This window comes from Kutzneria sp. NPDC051319 (assembly GCF_040682195.1).
In the GTDB taxonomy this organism is placed as follows: domain Bacteria; phylum Actinomycetota; class Actinomycetes; order Mycobacteriales; family Pseudonocardiaceae; genus Kutzneria.
This window is the reverse complement of record NZ_JBFBAM010000021.1, coordinates 18,508-42,368: the sequence shown is the minus strand read 5'-3', so window position 1 is coordinate 42,368 and position 23,861 is coordinate 18,508. Positions and strand designations below refer to the sequence as shown.

Annotated in this window: 13 protein-coding genes and 1 tRNA gene; 11 read left to right on the top strand and 3 right to left on the bottom strand. The window is 68.3% G+C overall.

Annotated elements, in window-relative coordinates; all coding sequences use genetic code 11:
* Positions 1-37: 37 nt before the first annotated feature.
* On the bottom strand, positions 38-6,190 hold the full coding sequence (locus AB0M73_RS22330) for a LamG-like jellyroll fold domain-containing protein (protein WP_363893265.1): 6,153 nt from the start codon (positions 6,188-6,190) through the stop codon (positions 38-40).
* A gap of 455 nt (positions 6,191-6,645) precedes the next feature.
* Between AB0M73_RS22330 and AB0M73_RS22325 the strand changes: the two genes are divergently transcribed.
* Positions 6,646-13,560 (top strand): RHS repeat-associated core domain-containing protein, encoded by a 6,915-nt coding sequence (locus AB0M73_RS22325; protein ID WP_363893262.1) that lies wholly within the window; start codon positions 6,646-6,648, stop codon positions 13,558-13,560.
* Complete coding sequence (locus tag AB0M73_RS22320; protein WP_363893259.1) at positions 13,560-14,117, top strand: barstar family protein; 558 nt, start codon at positions 13,560-13,562, stop codon at positions 14,115-14,117. Before AB0M73_RS22325 ends, AB0M73_RS22320 begins: the two co-directional genes overlap by 1 nt.
* Before the next feature lie 66 nt (positions 14,118-14,183).
* Here the strand turns inward: AB0M73_RS22320 and AB0M73_RS22315 are convergent, their stop codons facing one another.
* Positions 14,184-14,783 carry a TetR/AcrR family transcriptional regulator gene (locus AB0M73_RS22315; RefSeq protein ID WP_363893472.1) on the bottom strand — a complete coding sequence of 200 codons (600 nt, stop codon included), beginning with the start codon at positions 14,781-14,783 and terminating at the stop codon, positions 14,184-14,186.
* 92 nt (positions 14,784-14,875) lie between these two features.
* On the bottom strand, positions 14,876-15,826 hold the full coding sequence (locus AB0M73_RS22310) for an acyl-CoA desaturase (protein WP_363893256.1): 951 nt from the start codon (positions 15,824-15,826) through the stop codon (positions 14,876-14,878).
* Between the two features lie 213 nt (positions 15,827-16,039).
* On the opposite strand from AB0M73_RS22310, the gene AB0M73_RS22305 reads away from it, so the two are divergent.
* The 9 genes from AB0M73_RS22305 to AB0M73_RS22265 all read left to right on the top strand — a co-directional run bounded on the left by AB0M73_RS22305 (position 16,040) and on the right by AB0M73_RS22265 (position 23,794).
* Positions 16,040-17,152, top strand: coding sequence for an alpha/beta fold hydrolase (locus tag AB0M73_RS22305; protein WP_363893253.1), 1,113 nt, complete (start codon positions 16,040-16,042; stop codon positions 17,150-17,152).
* A 33-nt stretch (positions 17,153-17,185) separates the two neighbouring features.
* Positions 17,186-17,256 (top strand) — tRNA-Gln (locus AB0M73_RS22300).
* Between the two features lie 74 nt (positions 17,257-17,330).
* Positions 17,331-18,998 carry a GGDEF domain-containing protein gene (locus tag AB0M73_RS22295; protein WP_043719330.1) on the top strand — a complete coding sequence of 556 codons (1,668 nt, stop codon included), beginning with the start codon at positions 17,331-17,333 and terminating at the stop codon, positions 18,996-18,998.
* 42 nt (positions 18,999-19,040) lie between these two features.
* Positions 19,041-20,522 carry a bifunctional UDP-N-acetylglucosamine diphosphorylase/glucosamine-1-phosphate N-acetyltransferase GlmU gene (gene glmU, locus AB0M73_RS22290; protein ID WP_363893249.1) on the top strand — a complete coding sequence of 494 codons (1,482 nt, stop codon included), beginning with the start codon at positions 19,041-19,043 and terminating at the stop codon, positions 20,520-20,522.
* 2 nt (positions 20,523-20,524) lie between these two features.
* Positions 20,525-21,505 carry a ribose-phosphate diphosphokinase gene (locus AB0M73_RS22285; RefSeq protein WP_043730274.1) on the top strand — a complete coding sequence of 327 codons (981 nt, stop codon included), beginning with the start codon at positions 20,525-20,527 and terminating at the stop codon, positions 21,503-21,505.
* Between the two features lie 205 nt (positions 21,506-21,710).
* Positions 21,711-22,310, top strand: a complete 600-nt coding sequence (locus AB0M73_RS22280) for a 50S ribosomal protein L25/general stress protein Ctc (protein WP_363893246.1) — start codon at positions 21,711-21,713, stop codon at positions 22,308-22,310.
* Between the two features lie 80 nt (positions 22,311-22,390).
* Positions 22,391-22,897 carry a DivIVA domain-containing protein gene (locus AB0M73_RS22275; protein WP_363893244.1) on the top strand — a complete coding sequence of 169 codons (507 nt, stop codon included), beginning with the start codon at positions 22,391-22,393 and terminating at the stop codon, positions 22,895-22,897.
* On the top strand, positions 22,887-23,459 hold the full coding sequence (gene pth / locus AB0M73_RS22270) for an aminoacyl-tRNA hydrolase (protein ID WP_363893241.1): 573 nt from the start codon (positions 22,887-22,889) through the stop codon (positions 23,457-23,459). The genes AB0M73_RS22275 and pth overlap by 11 nt, the downstream gene beginning before the upstream one ends.
* Before the next feature lie 86 nt (positions 23,460-23,545).
* Positions 23,546-23,794 carry a DivIVA domain-containing protein gene (locus AB0M73_RS22265; RefSeq protein WP_363893238.1) on the top strand — a complete coding sequence of 83 codons (249 nt, stop codon included), beginning with the start codon at positions 23,546-23,548 and terminating at the stop codon, positions 23,792-23,794.
* Positions 23,795-23,861 lie beyond the last annotated feature (67 nt).

Below are 23,861 nucleotides of genomic sequence, written 5' to 3'. Positions count from 1 at the left end.
GAGCTTCGGCTCCGGGGCCTTCTGTGCGATCAGGTGATCAGTTGATCCGCTGGTACAACGCCGAGACCTGCGTCGGCGTCAGGGCGTAGTTCCACGCCTGTGCGTCACTGATCTTGCCGGGCAAGAAGCCTGCGTCGGCATCCCTCCACCGCTGTCGCCCGATGGTCAGCGGCCCGGTGGCGGCGAACGACGACACATTGCGGACCAGGTTGATGAACTTCCCGTTCACATAGAGGCTCTCGGTCATCGCCACGGCGTCGTAAACACCCACCAGATGGGTCCAGGTGTTGGTGGCCGCCTGGTCGGGCGCGATCACGCACGGCAGGGTGGCGGTCGGCGTGTCCGTCGGCGACACCGCGAAATTCCAGCTCTTCGAGGCCGGGTTGTAGAACAGGAAGAACGCACTGCTGTGCTGACCGTCCTCGGCCAACACGGTCGCGTTGGTGCCCGGCAACGAGCTCGGGTTCACCCATGCGGACACCGTGAAGCTGCGACTGGTGTCCAGTGCCGGGCCGTCGGTGGCGGCGTGGCCGGACACCCCGTCCAGGCTGAGTGCCTCGCCGACGGTCGAGTCGGCCTCCCACGTCGCCGTGCCGGCCAACGTGGCCGGGTTGCCACCAGCGGGCAGGCTGGTCAGGAAGTACGGACTGGCGCCGTTGTCGGCGCTGTCGGCGGCGATCGTCGGGTCGCTCGTGGTGGCGCCGTCATCCAGCTTCCAGGTGTCCTGTGCTCCCTGGTACACGGAGGCCAGCGCGCCGAACCCGGCATCGCTCAGGTTGACATGGTCACCGCTGTCGGCGGCCGGGTGCAACTGCACCCGTTGCCCACTGGCATCCGGCACCCCGACCACACTGTCCGAGTTGACGTAGTACTTCTTTCCATTCGCGGCCAAGCCGGACAGCCACGTGTTGGCGGCCTGCCGCTGGTCGTCCACCGCGGTCGTGCAGGCATCGTTCGGGTCCGCCCCGTTGCCGGCGTAGCCGAGACACGGTGTCAGGCCCATGCCCACGAAGGCGACATCAGCGTTGAACAGTTGAGAGGTGAGCAGGCTCAGTCCGTTGGATGTGAGGTCCGTGGCCGACTTGCCGGCCAGCACGTCCTGCAACCCCTCCTCGAGCACGACCGTGCTCAGGCCCGGCTGGTCGAGCACGTCGCGGTCGATGCGGGACAACAGAGACGGCCCACCGCCGTTGGCTGTCGGGTAGTCCTGCATCACTCGGTTGGACTCGATGCCTTCGGACACCGAACCGTACGGCGTCGGGGTCGTCGCCTCGGTGGTGGTGAAGACGTCGGCGAGATTGCCGGCGGCCGGCGGCCGGTGACCGGTCGGGCCCGCTTGCGTCTGGTCGATGAAGCCATCGCCCAGCACCACCTGTGTCGGCACGCCGCTGGTCTGGACATCCAGGTTGGTCACCACGTTCGTGACGAATCCACCCAGCCCGTTCGCGGTGAACGGAGTTCCGGTCGTGTCCAGGGTGTGATCATCGGAGTGGTTGGTCTTGTCGGCGACCGTGGCATTGGCGGTGACGAAGCCATAGCCGGTGTTGTTGGAATCGGTGTGCGTCGGGATGTACGGCACGCTGTCATTGGCCACCTGGAACGACACCAGCACGTACTTGTTGGCTGGCACGGTCAGGTGTATCGGGTCGGAGTAGGCCATGCCGCCCTCGGGCAGCGTCACGCCCGGATGGGTGCCGAAGCTGAGGGCCAGCGGTGTTGCCGCGGGCACTGCTGTCGGCGCGACGCCGCCGGCCGACGCGAGGGCGATGCTGGCGTGCGCGATGTTCAACGGTGTGGCGCCGAGGGCGTTGTCGAACTTGATCCGCACTGTGTCGCCGCCGATCGACGGCCGCACCGCCTCACGGAAGGTGACGTCGGAGAAGGTCGAGCCGTAGTTGAACAGGCCCTCCGTCGGGCCGCTCCACGCACCGGTCCAGGTCTTGCCGGCCGCCGCCCCGTCGACGGTGGTGTTGCGGGTCGCCATGCCGTAGATGTGCAGCGCCTGCGTGGCCGCCGGGCTCGTGCCCACGTCCGGCAGCGTCACCGACGCCACGGTGAGGCCGGGGACCAGCGGCACGGAGAAGGCATACATCTTGGTCTGGAGCTGGCTGTTCTGGCCGAGTTGCTCGTTGCGGTGCGGCAACGTCACCGCTGCCAGCGCGCCCGGGCCGCTCACCCAGTCCGGGACGGTCAGGAAATACGGTGCGTCGAAACCGTTGGTGTAGTGGATGACACCTCTCGGCGCGCACCATGAGCCGGGCTTGGTCGAGTCGAAGCACCAACTGCTCACCACAGCGGTGCCGGTCGGCACGAACGGCGTCGTCAGGTTGTCCTTGATCGACGGAGGCATCTTTCCGCCGTCCGTGGTGGTCCCGGTGGCCAGGAACTCCAGCGAGCTGAGGCCGGTGGGCTGGACGCCCTGGCCGACGGTGATGGTCTGGTTGGCCGCTAGCACGTTGTCAGCCTGGCCGGCGCCGAACTGGGGCAGGGTGAACGTCGCGCCGTTGACGCTGACGGTTCCCCCGCTGGCCCACCCGGCGTTGGTGAGGTCGTCCGAGGAGAACGAGTTCCCGCCGTCGGCGTTGCCGATCTTCTTGTTGCTGTCCGGACTGATCGACACGTTGTTGAAGCACGCGGCCAGCGAGGCGCACGTGGTGCTGGGGTCGGAGTTCGAATAAAAGGTGTAGTTCTGGTAGCCCGAGGTGTCACCGGCCGCATTGGCCGTGTAGGCCGTCATCGTGTGCGGGCCGGGAGACTTCGGCGCGTACGCCCTCGTCGCCGACGCGGCTATCTCGGCGATCTCCGAACCGTTCAGCGCGGTCTGGTACGCCTGTACGTCCGAGATCGAGCCGTGGAAAAACGCCGTGGTCGCATCATTGAAGACGGTCGCCCCGACCACGAGCGGGCCGGGCGCGGGGATCACCGACGTCACAGAGTTCTGCCCCATCAGCACGCCGTTGACGTAAAGGCTGACCTGGTGCGTCTGCGCGTCGTAAACACCGGCCACGTGAGTCCACATGTTGGCCTGGCTCACCGTGTTGCTCGCGAACGCCCACTGGTAATGGTCGCCAGTGGCGTCCGTCGAGGGCATGCCGAAGATCCACGCCTTGACATCGGGTGAGTATCGGATCTCGAACGCCGAGGTGTGCGTGCCGTTCTGACCCACGACCGCGTAGTAGCCGTCCAGATCGTTGATCTTGGCCCATCCCGACACCGTAAAGCTCTGCGTGGTGTCGAGGACCGGACCGGCGGTGGCGCCGTACCCGCTGGGGCCGGCGAACCTCAACGCCGGCGCGTCGTCGGTGGCCGGCGCCCAGGCGGCGCCCGCACCCGTCAGCGTCACAGGGTGGTTGCCACCGCTGGCGTCGGCCAGGCTCGTGCCCGAGCCGTCCAGCATCCGCCACCGCGCCGCCGGGCCGACCTGGCCGCCGGCGATTACCTTCGCGATGTCGGATGGGCTCAGCGCCGCCTGGTAAGCCTGCACATCACTGATCGACCCACTGAACAGGCCACCCTGCGCCGTGTTCCACTGCGCCCGGCCGATGGTGAACGGCCCGTTGGCCGAGTACGGCGTGCTGTCGACAGCCGTTCCCTGCGCCTGACCGTTGACGTATAACGTCAACCGGCCGTTGGCGGCGTCGTACACACCGGCAAGATGCGTCCACACCCCCGGCTGCGGCGCGTTCGTCGACTCCGCCCGAATCGCCCCCGCGTTGAGATCGTCGCTGGACAGCTTCGAGAACGACCACTTGCCGTCAATGTGCTCCAGGAAGAAGCCGCTGGCAAACACACTGTCCTGCCCCAACACCGAACCACCGCTGTCCGTAGAGGTCTCGTTGACCCAGGCCGACACCGTGAAGCTGCCGTCGGTCTTGACCACTGGCCCGTTGGTCGCGGCGAAGCCCTGGCCGTTGAGCGTCAACACCTTGCTGTGCACAGGATCCGTGGTCCACGACGTAGTGCCGGTCAGCGTGGCCGGCGCGTTTCCGGCCAGATCGACCGCGCTGGTCCCGCTGCCCTCGTTCAGCTTCCACCGACCCGCGGTGGCGATGGCCGCGCTGCCGTTGGGCGTCATCACATCGGCCGCCGGCGGATTCGTCCTGGGCAGGTTCGGCTCGTCCAGGCCTTCCACTAGCTTGCTCACCTGGCCGCCGGTGGACGACACGGTGAAGCGCCCCGGCGTGCCGGCGACTGCGCCCAGGGTCCCGTTGCCGGGGTACTTGCCGTCGGTGGAGGTGATCGACGGCGCCGAGGGCGCGGTGGGTTCGGCGGTGAAATGGCAGACCTGTGACCAGCCACTCCAGTCCTCGCCGTCGGTGACCCTGGTCTTCCAGCTCACCACCTGTCCGTTGGACAGGCCGGTGATGAAGGAGTTCGGCAGCGAATACGCCGCGGTGCTGCCGGAGCCGACGTCGTTCGCGCTGAATCCGTCGGTGGGTGGGGAGTTGTCCACCCAGTACTGGAAGTCGGCCTGGAGATGGTCGCCGTCCACATCGGACACCAGAGTCGAGAGCACCGGGGTGTTGGTAGCGAGGGCCTTACCCATGTAGGGGTACGGCCCCTGGCCCGCAGTGTCACAGCCCGTGTTGTCGGCGCCCGACTTCGCAGCCATCTCATTGGCTCCGGGTGTGTTCGGTGCCCGATTGAAGTAGATCTCGAGCTTCGCGTCGTGCGCGAAGCGGGCGTATGCGGCGTCGCTGCGCGAGGCCTCACCGCCGTCGTCGAACAGCCCCAGAGTGATCTGTGTGGCATGTGCAGCCGCGGACTGCGCAATCGCATTGGTCACGTCGTAGCCGTAGGTGATCGAGGCGGGTGTGTTGGCGCCACAGGGCCGGTCGACCGGCCCCCAGGAGTGCTGCCCGATGATCGGCCCCGGACCGGGTTGGCGGTGCCAGGTCGTGTCCGGGCCGATACCGCCGCTCCAGTGCAGGTTGATGTTGCCGGTGGCACAGGTGCCGGAGTAGACCTTGATGAAGTTCGCGGTCGCGCCAGGCTGACCGAGCACGTTGCCGATGTGTGCGCCCCAGATCTCCTGCGGCAGCGTCCACTGGAAGTACGAGCGCATATCGCCGAGACAACCGCCGCCGAAATCGTTGTAGCCGACGGCGAGGTAGCCACCGTCACCAGCTTGGTCGGTTTTGTCCCAGAACGAGGTGTCGGTGCACGGGTACCCCTGCTTCACCTCGTCGAACGACGGGTTGCCCATGTCCTCCGACGGGTTCTTCCAGTGGAACGACGGATCGATGTAGAGGGGGAAGACCGTGCCGGCGTCGGCCAGCAGGCGCTTGTCCGGCACGAGGGTGAGCGTGTTCGCGGTCGCCTCGGCCTTGATCGACCCGGTCCGCGCGACCAGACCGGGATGCGTGCTGGTAGACGCGTCCGGCGCAACCTGCGCGCCGGCCGGCGTGCGCGGGCCGTTCTTCGCCGGAGTGGGGACCTTGGTGTTGGAGTCCCACATGAACGGCGTCGACGCGGCCAGTGTGTTGCCGCCCTTGACACCCGTCACCGTGATCCCGCCGGTTTTCCCCGTCGCGACAGAGCCGCCGGAGACCTTTGTGGGCAGTTGGAGCCTAGCCAGGGCCGGGTTGCTTGCGGCCTGCTTGTCCTTAACCACAAGGACTTCTGAGAAACCGCCGGTGATGGTAGCCGCGGCTTGGAGATCTACTCCCGGCAGCACGTCGTGGTACGTGGCGGTGCTGCCATCGACCGTCGGTGTGGGCAACGATGCAGTCCAGGACACGGAGTACGTCGTCACCCCGGACGCGGTGGTCGCCAGCGGCGCTTTGCCGCCTCCGGAAAGGGTTACAGAGCCATAGGCGGTCGCTACCGGGGACAGCGATCCGTCCGCGTTGCGGCGCAGGGTGGTGTCGATGGGAACCCACTTGCCGTGCTGATTGGTGCGCACCGGCTCAGGGGTGCCGGTCAGCAGGAAGCCGCCCTTGGGTTGCGCCGCGTACTGAGCGGTCTCGGTGGTGAGACTGTCCACCGGAACCGGTTTTCCCGTGGCCTTGGCCTGCGCGGAGGCCGATGCCATCGCGGCCGACTCCTGTGGCGTCGGCCCGTAGCCGTCGTCAAGAGTCGGCAGGTTGGACGGTTGGGCCGGCGTCGTGGGAACGGGTCCGGGTTTGGGCGTGACGGGTGTGCCCGCCAGGGCGACCGGCGGCACCGCCGTGGCCGTCGACGCGATCACGCCGACCGCGAGAATTGCCGCGAAAATCGCGTTCCTATGCCGCGACTTTCTCCGGACAGAATTGAACCCGAGCATGAACCCCCCTGTTCCGACCGTGAATCAAGATCCGCACAGCATCGCGCACGAGCCAGGTGAAATTTGACTAACCAAAACACCATGATCACAATGTGGCACAGATCACCTTTAACATGGATCTCATCTTGTAACACCGTGACCTGCCTGGTCGATGGCGCGTCGTCGCTGACGAGAGTACCGATGAGCGGTTCGCGCCATTACGCCCAATAGTCCGGTTCAACCGACTGTCCACATTTCCTGCGTGGTCACAGAACGCTTTCCCGTCGGACGGGCAATAACCCGAATCAACCAATCACCAGCACTTCCACGGGCGTGACTCAGATGCTAGCTTCGCGTTGTTTCGCACCAGCCAGGTGCAGGGGGAGGGCACTGTGGTGTTGTTGAAGTCTGCGCGTCGCATGCGGATTGCCATCGCCGGGCTGGCCGCCGTGCTCGTGGTCGGCCTCGTGCCCGGAATCGCCGCCGCCACGCCCACCGGGGCCAGATCCGCGCCCGAGATCAGCCAAGACAGATCGATCCCGGTCAGTACGGTCTCGAGCCACTACCAGAAGCCTCCGACGATGCCGGCTTGGCAGCCGACCACCACCAGCTGGCCGTCCGGCGCCGCCGACGTCGCGCTCACCACGAGCACGCCGGTCAAGGCCGGCAACCTCCCGATGAAACTGGCGCGCACCGCCGCCCAGCAGCCGGCTGCCCACGTCACCGTCGCGCCACAGGCCACGGCCACCGCCGCCGGTGTGCACGGCGTCGTGTTCTCCGTGCAGCGCACGGACAACGACACCGCGACCAGCCCGGTTCGAATCAGCCTGGACTACACCCCTTTTCGAGACGCGTTCGGCGGTGACTGGGGCTCACGACTGCACCTGGTCGAGCTGCCCTCCTGCGCGCTGAGCACTCCGGACAAGGCCGAATGCCGCGGCCAGACGCCCGTGCGGTCCAGCAACGACACCAAGTCCGGCACCGTGTCGGCCGATGTCGCGCTGTCGTCCACCGCCCGGCCCGCCACACGCGCTGCCGAACGGACCGCCGCCGCCCCGGCGATGGTTTTTGCCGCCGAGGCCGGTAACTCCGGCGACGGCGGCGGCGACTACTCGGCGACCTCGCTGAAGCCCTCCGGCTCATGGCAGGCGGGTGGCTCCACCGACGCGTTCACCTGGTCGTACCCGATCCCGGTACCCGCGGTGCCCGGCGGATTGCAGCCCAGCATCGGGCTGTCCTACAACTCCCAGGGTGTGGACGGGCTGATCTCGTCCACCAACAACCAGCCGTCCTGGATCGGCGACGGCTGGGACTACTCCCCCGGCTACATCGAGCGGTCCTACCAGTCCTGCCATGAGAACCCCGCCGGCGCCACCAAGACCGGCGACAGCTGCTGGTCGGACAACAACTCGTTGACGCTGTCGCTGGCCGGCTCCAGCAGCACCCTGATCAAGGACGACAGCACGGGCGAGTACCACCCGCAGTCCGACTCCGGCGCGCGCGTGCAATACGTGGCCGACGGCATCGCCAACGGCGCGCAGAACGGCGAGCACTTCGTCGTCACGACGACCGACGGCACCCAGTACTTCTTCGGGCTCAACCAGCTGCCCGGGTGGGACTCGACCAAGCCGACGACGAACTCCGTGCTGACCGAGCCCGTCTACTTCACCAAGTCCACCCCGCAGGGCTGCTACAACGCGGACTTCTCGCTGTCGCACTGCCAGCAGGCGTACCGGTGGAACCTGGATTACGTCAAGGACACCCACAACGACGTCGTCTCCTACTTCTACAACAAGGAGACGAACTCCTACGCCGCCGACAAGGGCGCCAACGCCACAGCCGGCTACGACCGCGGCAGCTACCTGGCGCGGATCCAGTACGGCCAGCGCGACGGCCAGGTCTACAGCACCCAGCCGGCCGCCCAGGTGATCTTCACTTCGACCGGCCGCTGCAAGCTCGACAGCTGCGACCCCGGCACGCTCAGCACCAGCACCGCCGCGGACTGGCCGGACGTGCCGTACGACCTCAACTGCGCATCGCAGGCCGCCTGCCAGGCGCAGAGCCCGTCGTTCTGGTCCGAGTACACGCTGCAGTCGATCCAGACCCAGGTTCTCGTCGGCACCACCGAGACGAATGTGGACAAGTGGTCGCTGACGCACTCCTTCCCGGCCACCGGCGACTCCACCCAGCCGGCGCTGTGGCTGTCGTCCATCACGCACACCGGCCAGGACACGACCTCCGGCAGCACGGCGCCGATCGACCTGCCGGCGGTCACCTTCACCGGCACGCCGCTGTCCAACCGGGTAGACCTCGCCGCCGGCTACGCGCCGATCACCCGGCAGCGCATGCACACCATCACCACCGAGACCGGCGAGACGATCACCATCGGGTACAGCTCGCCCGCGTGCGGCACCGGCACCCCGACCGATCCGTCGCAGAACACCAAGCTCTGCTATCCCGGCTACTGGACACCGCTCGGGGTCACCAACCCGATACTGGACTGGTTCAACAAGTACATCGTCACCGGCGTCACCGAGGCCGACCCGACCGGCGGCGCGGCCAATGACACCATCGTCACCACGTACACCCCGGTCGGCAGGCCGGCCTGGCACCACAACGACAATCCGCTCACACCGGCCGACCACCGCACGTGGGACCAGTGGCGCGGCTATCAGGGCATGATCGTGACGACCGGCACCGCGCCGGACCCGATCGCCAAGACCCTGTACACCTACTTCCGCGGTATGGACGGGGACACCCTGCCCAGCGGCACCCGCGCCGCGGCGGTGAGCGACTCCCGCGGCGACCCGGGCGTCACCGACAAGGCGCAGTACGCCGGCATGACGTACGAGAAGACCATCTTCAACGGGACCGACGTCGTCTCCGACACCGTCACCGACCCGTGGTCCAGCGACGCCACCGCTACGCACGCGCTGACCGGACTGCCCGCGCAGCAGGCGTTCCTCACCGGCTCGGCGGACACCAAGACGTACACGCCGCTGGCCGGCGGCACGACCAGGGTGACCGAGTCGGACAACACCTTCGACGCCCGAGGGCGGATCGCCAAGGTCAACGACCTCGGTGACGTGTCGGTCAACACCGACGACATGTGCACCACCACCACCTACGCCGACAACGCGACGGCGTGGATCCTGAACAAGGCCGCCGAGGTCAAGTCCGTCTCGGTCAAATGCTCAACCACGGCAACGATTCCCGACGATGTCGTCACCGACGGGCTCACCTTCTACGACGGCTCCAGCACGCTCGGCGCCGCACCAACCGTCGGTGACACCACGATGACGCAGCTGGCTTCCTCCTACACCGGGACGACGCCGAACTACATCACCACCTCGACGATCACGGTGGACCAGTACGGTCGCACCACGGCGAAGACCGACCCGGACACGCGGAAGACGTCCACCGCGTACACGCCGGCGACCGGCGCGCAGCCGACGTCCATCGCCGTCACCGACCCGAAGAACTTCACCACCAAGACCACGTACGACGTCGTGCGCGACCTGGCCATCTCGTTGACCGACCCGGCCGGCTACACCACAAGCACCCAGTACGACGCGCTCGGTCGGCTCATCGCCGTGCAGAAGCCCGGCATCAACGGGCTGTCGCTGAAGTACAGCTACACCGTCGCCAACGATAAACCGTCCGTTGTGGACACCTACACCCTGAACTACGACGGCAGCTACCGGGTTTCCGAGACACTGTACGACTCCCTGCTGCGGGCACGGGAGACACAGACCCAGACGCCGGACAATGGCCGCCTGATCTCCGACACCGTCTACAACACCGATGGCTGGGTGTCCCAGACCAACAACCCGTACTTCAACTCGGATCCGGTCAGCGCCACCTACGTGCAGGCGCAACCGGGACAGGTGCCATCCGCCGTTGGCATCGCCTACGACGCGACCGGTCGCAAGATCACCGAGACCGCCTCCGCGCTGGGCAATGCCACGTGGAGCACTAGTTACCAGTACGGCGGCAACTTCGTCACCACCACGCCGCCGGCCGGCGCGCCCCCGAACACGACGATGGTCGACGCTCTCGGCCGCACCACCGACTACCTCGTCTACCACCAGGGCGTGACGCCGGATCCGATCAACAACCCGGCTTCGGCATACGACGACACCAAGTACACGTACTACCCCAACGGTAAGAAGCACACCGTCGTCGACGCCGCCGGCAACACCTGGTCGTACCAGTACAACCTGTTGGGGCAGCAGACATCCTCCAACGACCCCGACACCGGGGCGGCCACCAGCACCTACGACAACGCCGGTCAGCTGATCACCACGACCGACTCCCGCGGCAAGCAGAGCACGTTCACCTACGACCCCGACGGCCGCAAGACCGCTCGTTACGACACGACAACCACGCAGACGCTCTCGACGAGCAACAAGACCGCCGCGTGGACGTACGACTCCGTCAAGACGGGCTATCCGACCACCACCACGTCCATTTCGGGTGGCGACACCTACACGCAGACCGTGGTGGGCTACAACGCCATGGGCGTGCCGTCGTCCGTCAAGGCCACGCTGACCGGTGAAGGCACCACCGTCTTCCCGGCGGCCGGCATTACCACCGGGTTCATGTACAGCCTCACCGGCTACCAGACCGACCAGAACGACTCCGCGGTCGACGGTCTGCCGCGCGAGGACATCGGCACCGGCTACGACAACTTCGGCGAGCCGACCTCGTTGGCCGGCACCATTCCGGTCACTTCCGGCATCCCGTCCTGGCCCTACGTGCAGGCCCTCGGGTACTCGGAGTACGGCGAGCCGGTGCAGTACACGCTGCCCACCGGCACCGGCAACGCCTGGGTCACCAACTCCTACGACGACCAGACCCACGCGCTGACCGACGTGCAGACCGCTGACCAGGTCAAGACCAATCTGATCGACGACACCGGCTACCGCTACAACGGACCCGGTGTCTCCAAGGGCGCGGGTCTGGTCACGTCCACTGTGGACAAACAGAATGGTGGCGCCGTCACCGACACCCAGTGCTACGCCTACGACTACGCCACTCGGCTCGCCGGCGCGTGGTCCGCCACCGACAACTGCGCCAACTCGCCGTCCGGTGCCACCGTCGGCGGTCCGAACGCCTACTGGCAGTCGTGGACCTACGACGCCGCCGGCAACCGAGCCAGCCAGGTCGACCGCGACGTCACCGGTGATGTCACCAAGGACACCCGGACCGTCTACAACTACCCGACCCCCGGCTCCGGCAGCTCTCAGCCGCACACCCTGTCGAACACCACGTCCACCGGTCCGAGCGCCGCCGCCAACACCGCGTCGTACAGCTACGACACGGCCGGCAACACCACCGCCATCCACGGCGGCGCCACCGGTGACCAGAGCCTGACCTGGAACAACCTCGGTCAGCTCGCCACCGACACCACCAGCACCGGCGGCTCTTCCTACGTCTACGACGCCTCCGGGAATCTGGTCGTGCGGCGCGATCCCGGCAAGACCACCATCTTCGTCGGCGACGAGCAGTTGGTGCTCGACACCACCACCAACGGCGTCTCCGCCAGCCGCTACTACGCCATCGGCGGCACCACCGTCGCCGTGCGGACCACCCTCAAAACCAATCCCCAGATCCTCGTGCCCGACCGACAGGGCACCGACCAGCTCACCATCGACGCCGGCAGCGACACCGTCACCCGTCGGCAGTTCACCCCCTTCGGCGGCACCCGCGGCACCCCGCCCGCCGCGTGGCCCGGCGACAAGGGCTACGTCGGCGGCACCCCCGACCCCACCACCCAGCTCGTCAACCTCGGGGCCCGGGAGTACAACCCCGCAAACGGCCGCTTCCTCTCCGCCGACCCGGTGTTCGAGGACAACAGCCCCAACCAGATGAACGGCTACGACTACGCCGGCAACGACCCCATCACCGGCAGCGACCCGTCCGGCCTGTTCTGCGACGGCTGCGAGTACGCCGGCAGCGGCGACAACCACGGGCCCGGCTGCTCTGTCTCGAACCCCGTCTGCGGCAACACCGCGCCAACGACCCACTTCTGCGACGGCTGCGAGTCCGGCGACGTCTCCAACCGGGGCCTCGCCGACCTCGGCCGCTTCCTCAGCGGACAGAACACCGACATCAACAAGCAGCCCTACTTCGCCGGCTACCGGATACCCACGTTCGACACCCTCAAGAAGCAGATGCTCAACGGTGTCACCTACAAGGACGGCGAGTACGGGCGGGCCATCCAGGACTGGGCCAACGCCCAGTGCTCCAGCGGGATCAACGAGGCCAACTCCGACTTCTGCGGCGCCGCCCAGAAGTCCGGGCTGCTCTACGTGCCCAGCTGGAAGGAGACCCTGACCCTGCTGCTCGGCCTCGCCCTCTCCGCCGTCGTCGGCCCCCTCGCCGAGGCACTGGTCGGTGCGGCCGCCGCCGCGATCGGAGGCGTCGCGGCCGAGGCCGAGGAGGGCCTGGCCATCGCCGCCACGGAATCGGAGGCCGCGGAGACCGGCGAGGCCTTCGAGGAGAGCCTTGGCGGCTGCAACAGCTTCGCCGCCGGCACCGGCGTGCTCATGGCCGACGGCACCACGAAACCCATCCAAGACGTCAAGGTCGGCGACAAGATCACCAACGCCGATCCCGAAAGCACTACATCTCAGCAGCACGCGGTGACCGCCCTCCACGTGACCGACACCGACCGGGACTTCACCAGCCTGTCGGTGGGGACGGCGAGCGGTCCGAAGACCATCACGGTCACCGCGCACCACCTGTTCTGGGACAGCACCAAACACATCTGGACGGCGGCGGCCGACCTCAAGCCCGGCGACCAACTCGACACCGACGGCAACGCCACTGCAACCGTCGTGTCCAGTTGGGAGTTCACCTCCAGCATCCGGACTTTCAACCTGACTGTTGACGGCCTCCACACGTACTACGTTGAGGCCGGCCGGACGCCAGTGCTCGTGCACAACGAAGGCCCGCTGTGCGGCATTCACGGCGGGGAATCCGGCAGCCCAGAAAACGGCCCGGGAATAGTGGCCGGCCCCGCCCCAGCCAAGGCGACCGACATGCTGGACATGGTGAAGAGCAGGGCTGGCGGCATCGGAAAGGTGCCGGGGTATGAAGGCAACTCGGTCTGGGCCAACAAGCTGGATCAGCTACCGACCGGCAAGTACCGGGAGTGGGACGTCAACGCAATCGACGACCTGCCCAACTGCTCAGTGTGCGGCAGGCCCATTCGCGGTCCGGAACGACTTCTGACACCGAAGTCCGGATCCGGCTCCGTCTACTACACTAGCGACCACTACGGCACCTTCTACTACGTCGGGGAAATGTAGTGACCAACGCGACCACGCCACCCGGTCAACCGTTCACCCTCACGTCGCCCGTCGAGCCATGGGTCGTGGTCACGCAGGACGACGACCTTGTGGCACGCGAGCTTCTCGCAGCGATTGCGACCAGTGGAGTCGTCAAGCCTCTGGACTCGGCGATGATGACCGATACTTCCGGCCTGTTCGCCGAATTTGCGGACAAGCTCGAGTTCCCGCCATACTTCGGCCACAACTGGTATGCACTTGTGGATTGCCTTGACGACCTGCACAGCAGTGGACACGGTCAACTACCCGTCGCGGTCGTCGTCGAGGACGCCGACCCGGTGGTGGACACCGACTTCTTCCCGCTCTTCATCGCCCTGCTCTGCGAGGCCGCCGACAGGGCAAATCTCTCACTGGATGCCGACGATCTACCTCGAGATCGCCCACCATTTCCTCTTCATTTTATTTTCTTCACGAAGAGGACCAACAGGAAACAGTTGGCCGATCGGCTCCGTGAACGAGATGACCTCTCGGTCCACGAATCCGACGATCGTGTTCTGGTCAGCTCGAAACCCGATTGAGTGCCACCGTCGATGCCCAACCACGGCCCAGAGGGGCTCCAGATCGAACGGGAGTGAAGGGACCGTCTACCGAGACCGCAACCGGGGCTTGCCTTCCAGGTGGGACAGTCCGTTCCACGCCAGGTTGACCAGATGCGCGGCGACCTCGTCCTTCTTGGGCTTGCGGACCTCCAGCCACCACTGGCCGGTCAACGCGACCATGCCGACCAGGGCCTGGGCGTAGAGGCCGGCGAGCTTGGGGTCGTAGCCGCGGGCGTCGAAGTGCAGGCCCAGGATGTGCTCGACCTGGGAGGCGATGTCGTTGAGGAGGCTGGAGAAGGTGCCGGTGGCGCTGGCGACGGGGGAGTCGCGGACCATGATACGGAAGCCGTCGCTGGAGCCCTCGATGTAGTTGAGGAGGGCTCGGGCGGCGCGTTCGAGGAGCTCGCGGGGGTGGCCGTCGCCGTCGCCGAGGACGGCGACGACGGAGTCGAGCAGGTACTGCATCTCCCGGTCGACGACGACGGCGTAGACGCCTTCCTTGCCGCCGAAGTGCTCGTACACGACGGGCTTGGACACGCCGGCACGGTGGGCGATCTCCTCGATGGAGGTGCCGTCGAAGCCCTTCTCGGCGAAGAGCTCGCGGGCCACGTCGAGCAGCTGCTGCCGGCGCTCCTTGCCGGTCATCCGCACACGGGTCACAGGGGCGACGCCGCTCGCGTCGCCCCTGCTGTCACGTGTCCTGCGGCGGGCGGCCATGGCCAGCCACGATATGTCACCTAGTCGGCAGCGCTGATCCTGGCCAGGCGCTGGGGGCTCGGCCAGCGCACGTTCCAGGCCCAGCCGAGCTTCTCGAACAGCCAGATGGTGCGGGCGGAGATGTCGATCTGACCGCGCTGCACGCCGTGACGGGCGGAGGTGGGGTCGGCGTGGTGCAGGTTGTGCCACGACTCGCCGAAGGACAGGATCGCCAGCGGCCAGAAGTTGGCCGACTTGTCACGGGCGGCGAAGGGCCGCTCGCCGATCATGTGGCAGATGGAGTTGACCGACCACGTGACGTGGTGCAGCACGGCCACCCGGACCAGGCCGGCCCAGAAGAAGGCGGTCAGCGCGCCCCACCAGGACCAGCTGATGAGGCCGCCGAGCGCGGCCGGCGCGAGCAGGCTGACAACGGTCCACACGGGGAACAGCTTGTCGACCCGCTGGAGGTCGTCGTCGGCGACGAGGTCGGGGGCGAAGCGGTCGCGGTTGGTGAGGTCGCGCTCGTAGAGCCAGCCCATGTGCGCGTGCCAGAAGCCACGGGCCAGGGCGATCGGACCGGTGCCGAACAGCCACGGCGAGTGCGGGTCGCCCTCACGGTCGGAGAAGGCGTGGTGGCGCCGGTGGTCGGCGACCCACTTGATCACGGAGCCCTGCAGCGACATGCTGCCGGCGATGGCCAGGCCGACGCGCAGGCCGCGCTTGGCCTTGAAGGAGCCGTGCGTGAAGTAGCGGTGGTAGCCCACCGTGACGCCCATGCCGCTGATGCAGAAGAACACCGCGGCGAGCGCGATGTCGATCCAGGTCAAACCCCAGCCCCAGGCCAGGGGAACGGCGGCGACCAACGCGACGAACGGCACGATGGTGAAGATGTAGATGAGGGCCTGTTCGAGTCCGCCACTCTGGCCTTCGAACATCGGCTTCGGCCCCCCGCCGGCCGCTTCCCTTGGCTTCTCCAGGGCTGTGGTCATACCGTGACACCTCGCGGTCAGATTAATTTGGTTGACTTAGGCGAACCTCGCCTACGGCACCGTAACTTACGCAAGCGTAGGTTGTGTTGGCCGGGAATACCAGCCCGCACATGGACGTTGTAGGCATCTTCACAGGATCGACAGGCGGTTGACTTCTCCGTGTCCACACAAGGTCTTCGCCGCCACAGGGCCCTCCGGATCACCCTCGTCACCGTGCCGATCGTGCTGGTCGTCGCCGTGCTCGCGCTAGCGGGGATCGGCTGGTTCTACAGCGGCCAGCTGCTCGATCCGGCGCAGGCACGACCCGGCTATCCGGACGTGTCACTCGGCCCAACGTCTGTGAACGGTGTGGGTTCCGTCGCACTGCAAAAAGCGAGCGACACCACAGACGCCGGGCAGTGGGCGTTGCTCTGGGACGGCGGCTACGCCCAGGTCGGCGAGGTGCTCAGCGACCATGACAACAAGGTTGAGCGCCGGCTCCTCAAGGGCCAGGCGCCGCCGGCCGGCACGCATGTCCGGCTCAACCCGCAGATATGGCCGGGCGACCCGAAATCCGCCCTGGTCCAGGATTTCCAGAACGTCGACGTTCAAACCGAACTGGGGCCGATGCCGGCCTGGCTGGTCCCCGGCAACGACACCTGGGTGATCGCCGTCCACGGCCGCGGCGGCACCCGTGAGGAGACGCTGCGGGCCATCCCGCCGTTGCACAAGCTGGGCCTGACCGTGCTGTCCGTCACGTATCGCAACGACGCCGGCGCGCCCCCGTCCCCCGACGGCTTCTTCCACCTGGGCGATTCCGAGTGGCGGGACGTGGAGTCGGCCATGAAGTACGGCTCGGCCCACGGCGCCAAGCGCTTCGTGCTCTACGGCTGGTCGATGGGCGGCGCGATCGTCGAGCAGCTGATGACGCAGTCGCCGCTGGCCGGCGAGGTCGACTCCGTCGTGCTGGACGCACCGGCCGTGAGCTGGGGAAAGACGCTGGTGCTGCAGGCGCAGGACCGCGGCCTGCCGCTGACCGGCCTGCTGACGTGGGACGCGGAACTGGTGTCGGGCTGGCGCAGCGGCATCGACTTCGGCCGCATGGAGCTGATCGACTCGCCGCCCGCGCACAAGCCGCCGACGCTGCTGTTCCACGGCTCGCTGGACACGACCGTTCCTGTGCAGGCCTCACGCGACCTGGCCGCCGCCGCGGGCGGCCTGGGCTGGTCCATCACGTACGTCGAAGTGCCCAAGGCGGAGCACACCGCGGCCTGGAACGTGGACCCGGACGGCTACGAGCGTCATCTCAGGGACTTCTTGGGTGGTCGCCCTGACCTGACTAGGTGAGACATGACAACATGGGGGCAAGCACTGCCCCGGTCCGCTGTGGTGTAACGGCAGCACCTTGGATTTTGGTTCCAATGGTTCAGGTTCGAATCCTGGCAGCGGAGCAACCGAGAAGGAGTCGAAGCTGCACGAGGACACGGTCGCACAGCACGAGGACAGCGCCCCGGCGCTGGCCGAGATGTCGGACGCCTGGTTGGTCGGGCGCGCCCGCGAGCTGGCGATGTCCTCGGGCGGCGACGTCGAGGGCACCTCGGACACGGCGGTGGCCGAGGCCGACCGCCTGCTGGCCGAGGCGCAGCGCCGCGGCGAGCCGCGCATGGTCGCCCAGGTCCTGCGGACCAGCTGCCTGGTGCGGTTGTCCGGGGCGCACTCGCCCAACGAGACCGATCCCCTGCTCGACGAGATGATCGCGCACACCCGCCGGCACGGCCTGACCGTGATGGAGGCGGGTGCGCACGCCCTGCGCGGACGTCGGTTCTTCCTCGGCGGTTACGAGGACGAGGCGCTCACCTCGGCCGCCCGCGCGCTGGCCATCCTGGACGAGGACCTCACCCCGGACACCCTGATCGGCGTCCGGTCGTGGACCCGTCTGCTGTCGGGCGTGCTGGTCGACATCGGCCAGCTGCTGAGCCAGCTCGGCGTGTACGAGATCGCGGCCGGCGTGTTCAACCGGGCCGGCACGGCCATCCGCGGCGACGGCGGACCGTACGAGATCGCCGAGCACATGATCAACCAGACCCGACTGCTGCTGGGCTGGGGCCTGCGGCTGGAGCGGGTCGGCCAGTACGACAAGGCGGCGGAGAAGTTCCTCACGGCCTCGGCCATCGCCGCCGCGGCCGAGGTGCCCTGGCGCAACTCGCAGCCGACCCGGCTGTCCGAGGCCCCGGCGGCCGACCAGCTGCCCGTGGTCGGGGCCGCGCACGCGCTGGCCCGGCCCGGCGCCGAGCACATCGACCGGCTGCAGGCGCTGACCGACCGGGCGGCCTCGCCCCGTGAACTGATCATGGTGTCCATCGCCTTCGCCCGCTGCCTCGAACGCGAGGACCGCTTCTCCGAGGCGATCCACGTGCTGGCCAACGCGGCCGACCGGCTGCTCAACGACACCACCGAGAACACGCTGCGGCTGTGCCTGATGCGGGAGTTCGCCCGCCTGTCGGGCTCGGAGCAGACCGAGATCGGCGCCAACGCCCTTGAGCAGTACGCCACCGAGCTCGAGCACGAGATGTGGCAGATGGGCGAGTCCAAGGTCACCAGCCTGCAGACCCGCCGCGAGCACGAGCGCCTGTCCCGTGAGCACGGCGCCATCTCGCAGCAGGCGCTGCAGGACCCGCTGACCGGCCTGCCCAACCGCCGCGCCCTCGACGACCGCCTGGAGGCCCTGGTCGCCCAGCCCGGCGAGCAGCCGCTGGCCGTCGCCCTGGTCGACCTGGACGGCTTCAAGGGCGTGAACGACCGTGCCTCGCACGCCGAGGGCGACGACGTGCTGCGGGTGGTCGCCAGCACGCTGCGCAGCGCCGTCCGCGGCGACGACATGGTGGCCCGCTACGGCGGCGACGAGTTCGTCGTGCTGCTGCCCGGGGCCCCGCTGAGCGCGGCCGAGGCGGCGTTGGGCCGGGCCGTGGACGCCGTGGCCCGGCTGCCCATGGACCTGTCCCGCGGTGTGACGCTGTCGATCGGCGTCATCTCGCTGCGTCCGCAGGAGAGCGCCGCGCAGGCGCTGGCCCGGGCCGACGCCGCGATGTATCTGGCCAAGCGCGGCGGCGGCAACGGTGTCGCGGCCGTGGCCGGGGACACTGTGAGTGAGGCCAACAGCCGCTCGGCCGTGGCAGTGGAGGGCGCACCGTAGGATCGTCGTCATCCAAGGCGTCGACTCCTAGGGAGCAGGTCCATGCCTCAGGGCGGACAGGTCAGCACCATCGTGCTCGCGGCGGGTGAGGGAACCCGGATGCGCTCGGCGACACCGAAGGTGCTGCACCGGATCGCCGGCCGCGCACTCGTCGAACACGCCGTGCGGGCCGCCATCGGCGTGGATCCCGACCACCTCGTCGTGGTCGTCGGGCACGGCCGGCAGGCCGTCGCCGAGCACCTGGACGCGCTGTCCGGCGACATCGACCGCAAGATCACCGTTGCGGTGCAGGAGGAACAGCGCGGCACCGGGCACGCCGTGGGCTGCGCGCTGGCCGCCCTGCCCGAGGTGGAGACCGGCACCACCGTCGTCACCTACGGCGACGTGCCGCTGCTGGACGGCGACACGCTGGCCCAGCTGCTGGCCGAGCACCACTCGGCCGGCAACGCGGTGACGGTGCTCACCGCCGTCGTGCCCGAACCGCACGGCTACGGCCGCATCGTGCGCGACGCCGACGGCCAGGTCCTCTCGATCGTCGAGCAGAAGGACGCCACGCCCGAGCAGGCGGCCATCACCGAGATCAACTCCGGCATCTACGTCTTCGACACCGCGGTGCTGCGGGACGGGCTGTCCCGGCTGACCACCGACAACGCGCAGGGCGAGCAGTACCTGACCGACGTGCTGGCCATCGCCCGCGGCGACGGCCGGCCGGTCGGCGCCCTGATCTGCGCCGACGAGTGGCTGGTCGAGGGGGTCAACGACCGGGTGCAGCTGGCCCGGCTGGGCGCCGAGTTCAACCGGCGGCTGGTCGAGAACTGGATGCGAGCCGGCGTCACGATGATCGACCCGTCCAGCGTCTGGCTGGACGCCGACGTCGCGCTGGCCCGCGACGTGCTCATCGAGCCCAACGTGCAGCTGCGGGCCGGCACCGCGGTGTACGAGGGCGCGGTCATCGGCCCGGACACCACGCTGAGCAACTGCGTGGTCGGCCCGGGGGCCAAGGTCATCCGCACGCACGGCACGGACTCCGAGATCGGCGAGCGGGCCAGCGTGGGCCCCTTCGCCTACCTGCGGCCGGGCGCCAAGCTCGGCACCGCCGGCAAGATCGGCACATTCGTCGAGGTGAAGAACTCCGAGATCGGCGACGGCAGCAAGGTGCCGCACCTGACCTACGTGGGCGACGCCACCATCGGCGAGCAGAGCAACATCGGCGCCGCGTCCGTCTTCGTCAACTACGACGGCGTGCGCAAGCACCGGACCGTGATCGGTTCGCACGCGCGCACCGGATCGGACACCATGTTCATTGCCCCCGTGACCGTCGGGGACGGCGCGTACACCGCGGCCGGCTCGGTCATCACCCGCGACGTGCCGCCCGGCGCGCTCGCGGTGGCACGGGCGCAACAGCGCAACGTCGAGGGCTGGGTCACCCGACGTCGCGAAGGCACCCCGGCGGCCGAGGCCGCCACCAAGGCACTCGCCGCCCAGCAGGACGGTGACGAGACACCCGACCCGAAGGAGCAGTGACCGTGGCCTCCATCTCCGGAACTCCGAAGAAGAGCCTGATGCTCTTCAGCGGCCGCGCCTACCCGGAGCTCGCCGAGGAGGTCGCGAAGTACCTCGACGTCTCGGTCGTGCCGCAGTCGGCGTACGAGTTCGCGAACGGCGAGATCTTCGTCCGGTTCGAGGAGTCGGTGCGAGGCTGCGACGCCTTCGTCGTGCAGAGCCACAGCGCGCCCATCAACCAGTGGGTGATGGAGCAGCTGATCATGGTGGACGCCCTGAAGCGGGCCAGCGCCAAGCGCATCACCGTGATCATGCCGTTCTATCCGTACGCGCGGCAGGACAAGAAGCACCGCGGCCGCGAGCCGATCTCGGCCCGGCTGATCGCCGACCTGTTCAAGACCGCGGGCGCCGACCGGATCATGACCGTGGACCTGCACACCGCGCAGATCCAGGGCTTCTTCGACGGGCCGGTCGACCACCTGTGGGCGATGGCCCTGCTGGCCGAGCACGTGCGCACCAAGTACGGCAGCGAGCCGCTGACCGTCGTCTCCCCCGACTCCGGCCGCACCAAGCTGGCGGAGAAGTGGGCCGACATGCTCGACGGCTGCCCGATCGCCTTCATCCACAAGACGCGTGACCCGCTCAAGCCCAACGAGGTGGTGGCCAACCGCGTCGTCGGCGAGGTGCGCGACCGGATGTGCGTGGTCATCGACGACATGGTGGACACCGGCGGCACCATCGTGAAGGCCGTGGAGCAGCTGGTCGACGCCGGCGCCACGGGCGTGATCGTGGCCGCGACGCACGGTGTGCTGTCCGGGCCCGCGGTGGAGCGGCTGCAGAACAGCAGCGCCCGCGAGATCGTGCTCACCAACACGCTGCCGATCCCGCAGGAGAAGCAGTTCGACAAGCTGACCGTGCTGTCCATCGCCCCGCTGCTGGCGCAGGCGATTCAGCAGGTGTTCGAGGACGGCTCGGTGACGAGTCTCTTCGACGGCAACGCATAACGAGGTGTAAATCAGGGGGCCGATTCGTCTTCTGCGAATCGGCCCCCTACACTGTCTTGGTTGCCTCGGCGAGGGTACGTCCTCGTGGCTCCGTGATCGACGCGGCGGCTTGGTTGCCGCGCGCTGTTCATGGTCCCGCGCCGCTCCCCGTCGCCGCAGGCCGCTTCCCCACCCCGATCCTGAGAGCTACAAGGAGTACCCCACCGTGTCCGAGGTACGTCTCGCCGCCGAGTCGCGCACCGAGTTCGGCAAGGGCGCGGCCCGCCGCACCCGTCGTTCCGGCAAGATCCCCGCGGTGCTCTACGGCCACGGTTCCGACCCGAAGCACCTGGCCCTGCCGGCGCTGGAGTTCGCCCGTGTGGTCCGTGAGCACGGCACCAACGCCGTCCTGTCGCTCGAGGTCAACGGCGGCAGCGAGCTGGCCCTGACCAAGACGGTCACCACGCACCCGATCAAGAACTACATCGAGCACGTCGACCTGCTGCTGGTGCAGCGCGGTGAGAAGATCACCATCGACGTCCCGGTCGTGCTGGTCGGCGACGCCGCCCCGGCCACCCTGGTCACCCAGGAGCTCTCCACCATCCAGGTCGAGGCCGACGCCCTGAACCTGCCCGAGCACGTCGAGGTCCCGATCGCGGGCGTGGAGGCCGGCACTCGGATCAACGCCTCCGACATCGTGCTGCCCGCCGGCACGTCGCTGATCACCGACGCCGACGCGCTCGTCGCCGCCGTGAACGCCGCGCCCACCGCCGCCCAGCTGGACGGCGCCGAGGCCGAGGCCGAGCCGGCCGCCGACGAGAGCTGAGCCTCATCACGGCAGAGCACCGCGACGGCGCCCAGCCCCCTACCCACGGGGGCCGGGCGCCGTTCCCGCGTTCCGGCCCCATGCCGCCGCCCACCCTCACGCCCGCCGACGTGCGGACCGTGCGGTTCGAGCGGGGGCCCGGCTACGACGTGGACGAGGTGGACGCGTTCCTGGTCCAGGTCGCGCAGGCGCTGACCGGCCGGGGCACGCTCACCGCCGAGCAGGTCAAAGAGGTGGTTTTCGCCTCCCGGAAGCACGGCTACCGCCCTCGGGACGTCGACGCGTTCCTGGAGCGGGTGCGGCTGCAGCTGAGCACGGGCCGGGTGGCCGGGACGCGGCTGCGGACCGGCGGCGACCTGCTGGCCGTGCGGCTGCCGAAGGCCTCGCACGGCTACGATCCGGGCGAGGTGGAGGCGTTCCTCGTGCGGGCCGCCGCGACCCTGGACGGCAGGGCCGCGATGACCGCGGGCGAGGTGTTCCACACCCGGTTCACCGGGACCACCGGGCTGCGCCGGGGGTACCGGGTGGCCGCCGTCGACGCCCTGTTGGACGAGTTGGAGCAGGAGTTGCGCTCGCGTGGACGCTAGCGAGGTCGTTCTTGTCGTCGGGCTGGGCAATCCCGGTCCGCAGTACGCTGGCAACCGGCACAACATCGGCTTCCTCGTCGCCGACGAGCTCGCCGCCCGCGTCGGCGGCCGGTTCAAGGCCCACAAGAGCGGCGCCGAGGTCGTCGAGGGGCGGCTGTCCGGCCGCCGGGTCGTGCTGGCCAAGCCTCGCTCGTTCATGAACCTCTCCGGCGGCCCCACCGTGGCCGCCGCGCGCTTCTACAAGGTCGCCCCGGCCGACGTCGTCGTCGTGCACGACGAGCTCGACCTGCCCTTCGCCACCCTGCGCCTCAAGCTCGGCGGCGGCGACAACGGCCACAACGGGCTGCGTTCCATCACCAAGTCGCTGGGCACCAAGGACTACCACCGGGTCCGCTTCGGCATCGACCGCCCGTCAGGCCGCCAGGACCCCGCCGACTATGTGCTGAAGGACTTCTCCACTCCTCAGCGCAAGGAACTGCCCTTCGCCGTCGACCGCTGCGCCGACGCCGTCGAGGCCCTCATCGGCAAGGGCCTGGAAGCCGCCCAGAACTCCTTCCACTGAGTTTTTGCCGCGCGTTCCGCGCGGGGGCTCGGCCACCGCGACTGATCAACGAGCGCGCCGCCGACGCCCTGGGTAGCGTCGCCGCCATGAGCCCCGACGACGTCCGCGACGTCACGTTCAGCCTGGCTTTGATCAGCAAGAACGCCTACGACGAGGCCGAGGTCGACGCCTTCCTCGACCGCATCGAGGCCACCCTGCGCGGTGAGGACACCCTCACCGCCGCCGATGTCCGCTCGGTCGCCTTCACCCACACCGGCCTCGGCCGGCGCGGGTACACGAAGGAGGAAGTGGACGAGTTCCTGACCCAGGCCGCCGTGACGCTGGAATCCCGGTAACACCAACACTTCCCCCGCCTATACACGATTCGGTCGCCGTCTGGCGGCTGGGACCTATGTGTCAGGG

Coding starts and splice junctions, on each gene's coding strand:
- AB0M73_RS22310 (WP_363893256.1), bottom strand. CDS start 15,826: ATGACCACAGCCCTGGAGAAGCCAAGGGAAGCGGCCGGCGGGGGGCCG.
- glmU (WP_363893249.1), top strand. CDS start 19,041: ATGCCTCAGGGCGGACAGGTCAGCACCATCGTGCTCGCGGCGGGTGAG.
- AB0M73_RS22275 (WP_363893244.1), top strand. CDS start 22,391: ATGCCGCCGCCCACCCTCACGCCCGCCGACGTGCGGACCGTGCGGTTC.
- AB0M73_RS22265 (WP_363893238.1), top strand. CDS start 23,546: ATGAGCCCCGACGACGTCCGCGACGTCACGTTCAGCCTGGCTTTGATC.
- AB0M73_RS22295 (WP_043719330.1), top strand. CDS start 17,331: ATGTCGGACGCCTGGTTGGTCGGGCGCGCCCGCGAGCTGGCGATGTCC.
- AB0M73_RS22315 (WP_363893472.1), bottom strand. CDS start 14,783: ATGACCGGCAAGGAGCGCCGGCAGCAGCTGCTCGACGTGGCCCGCGAG.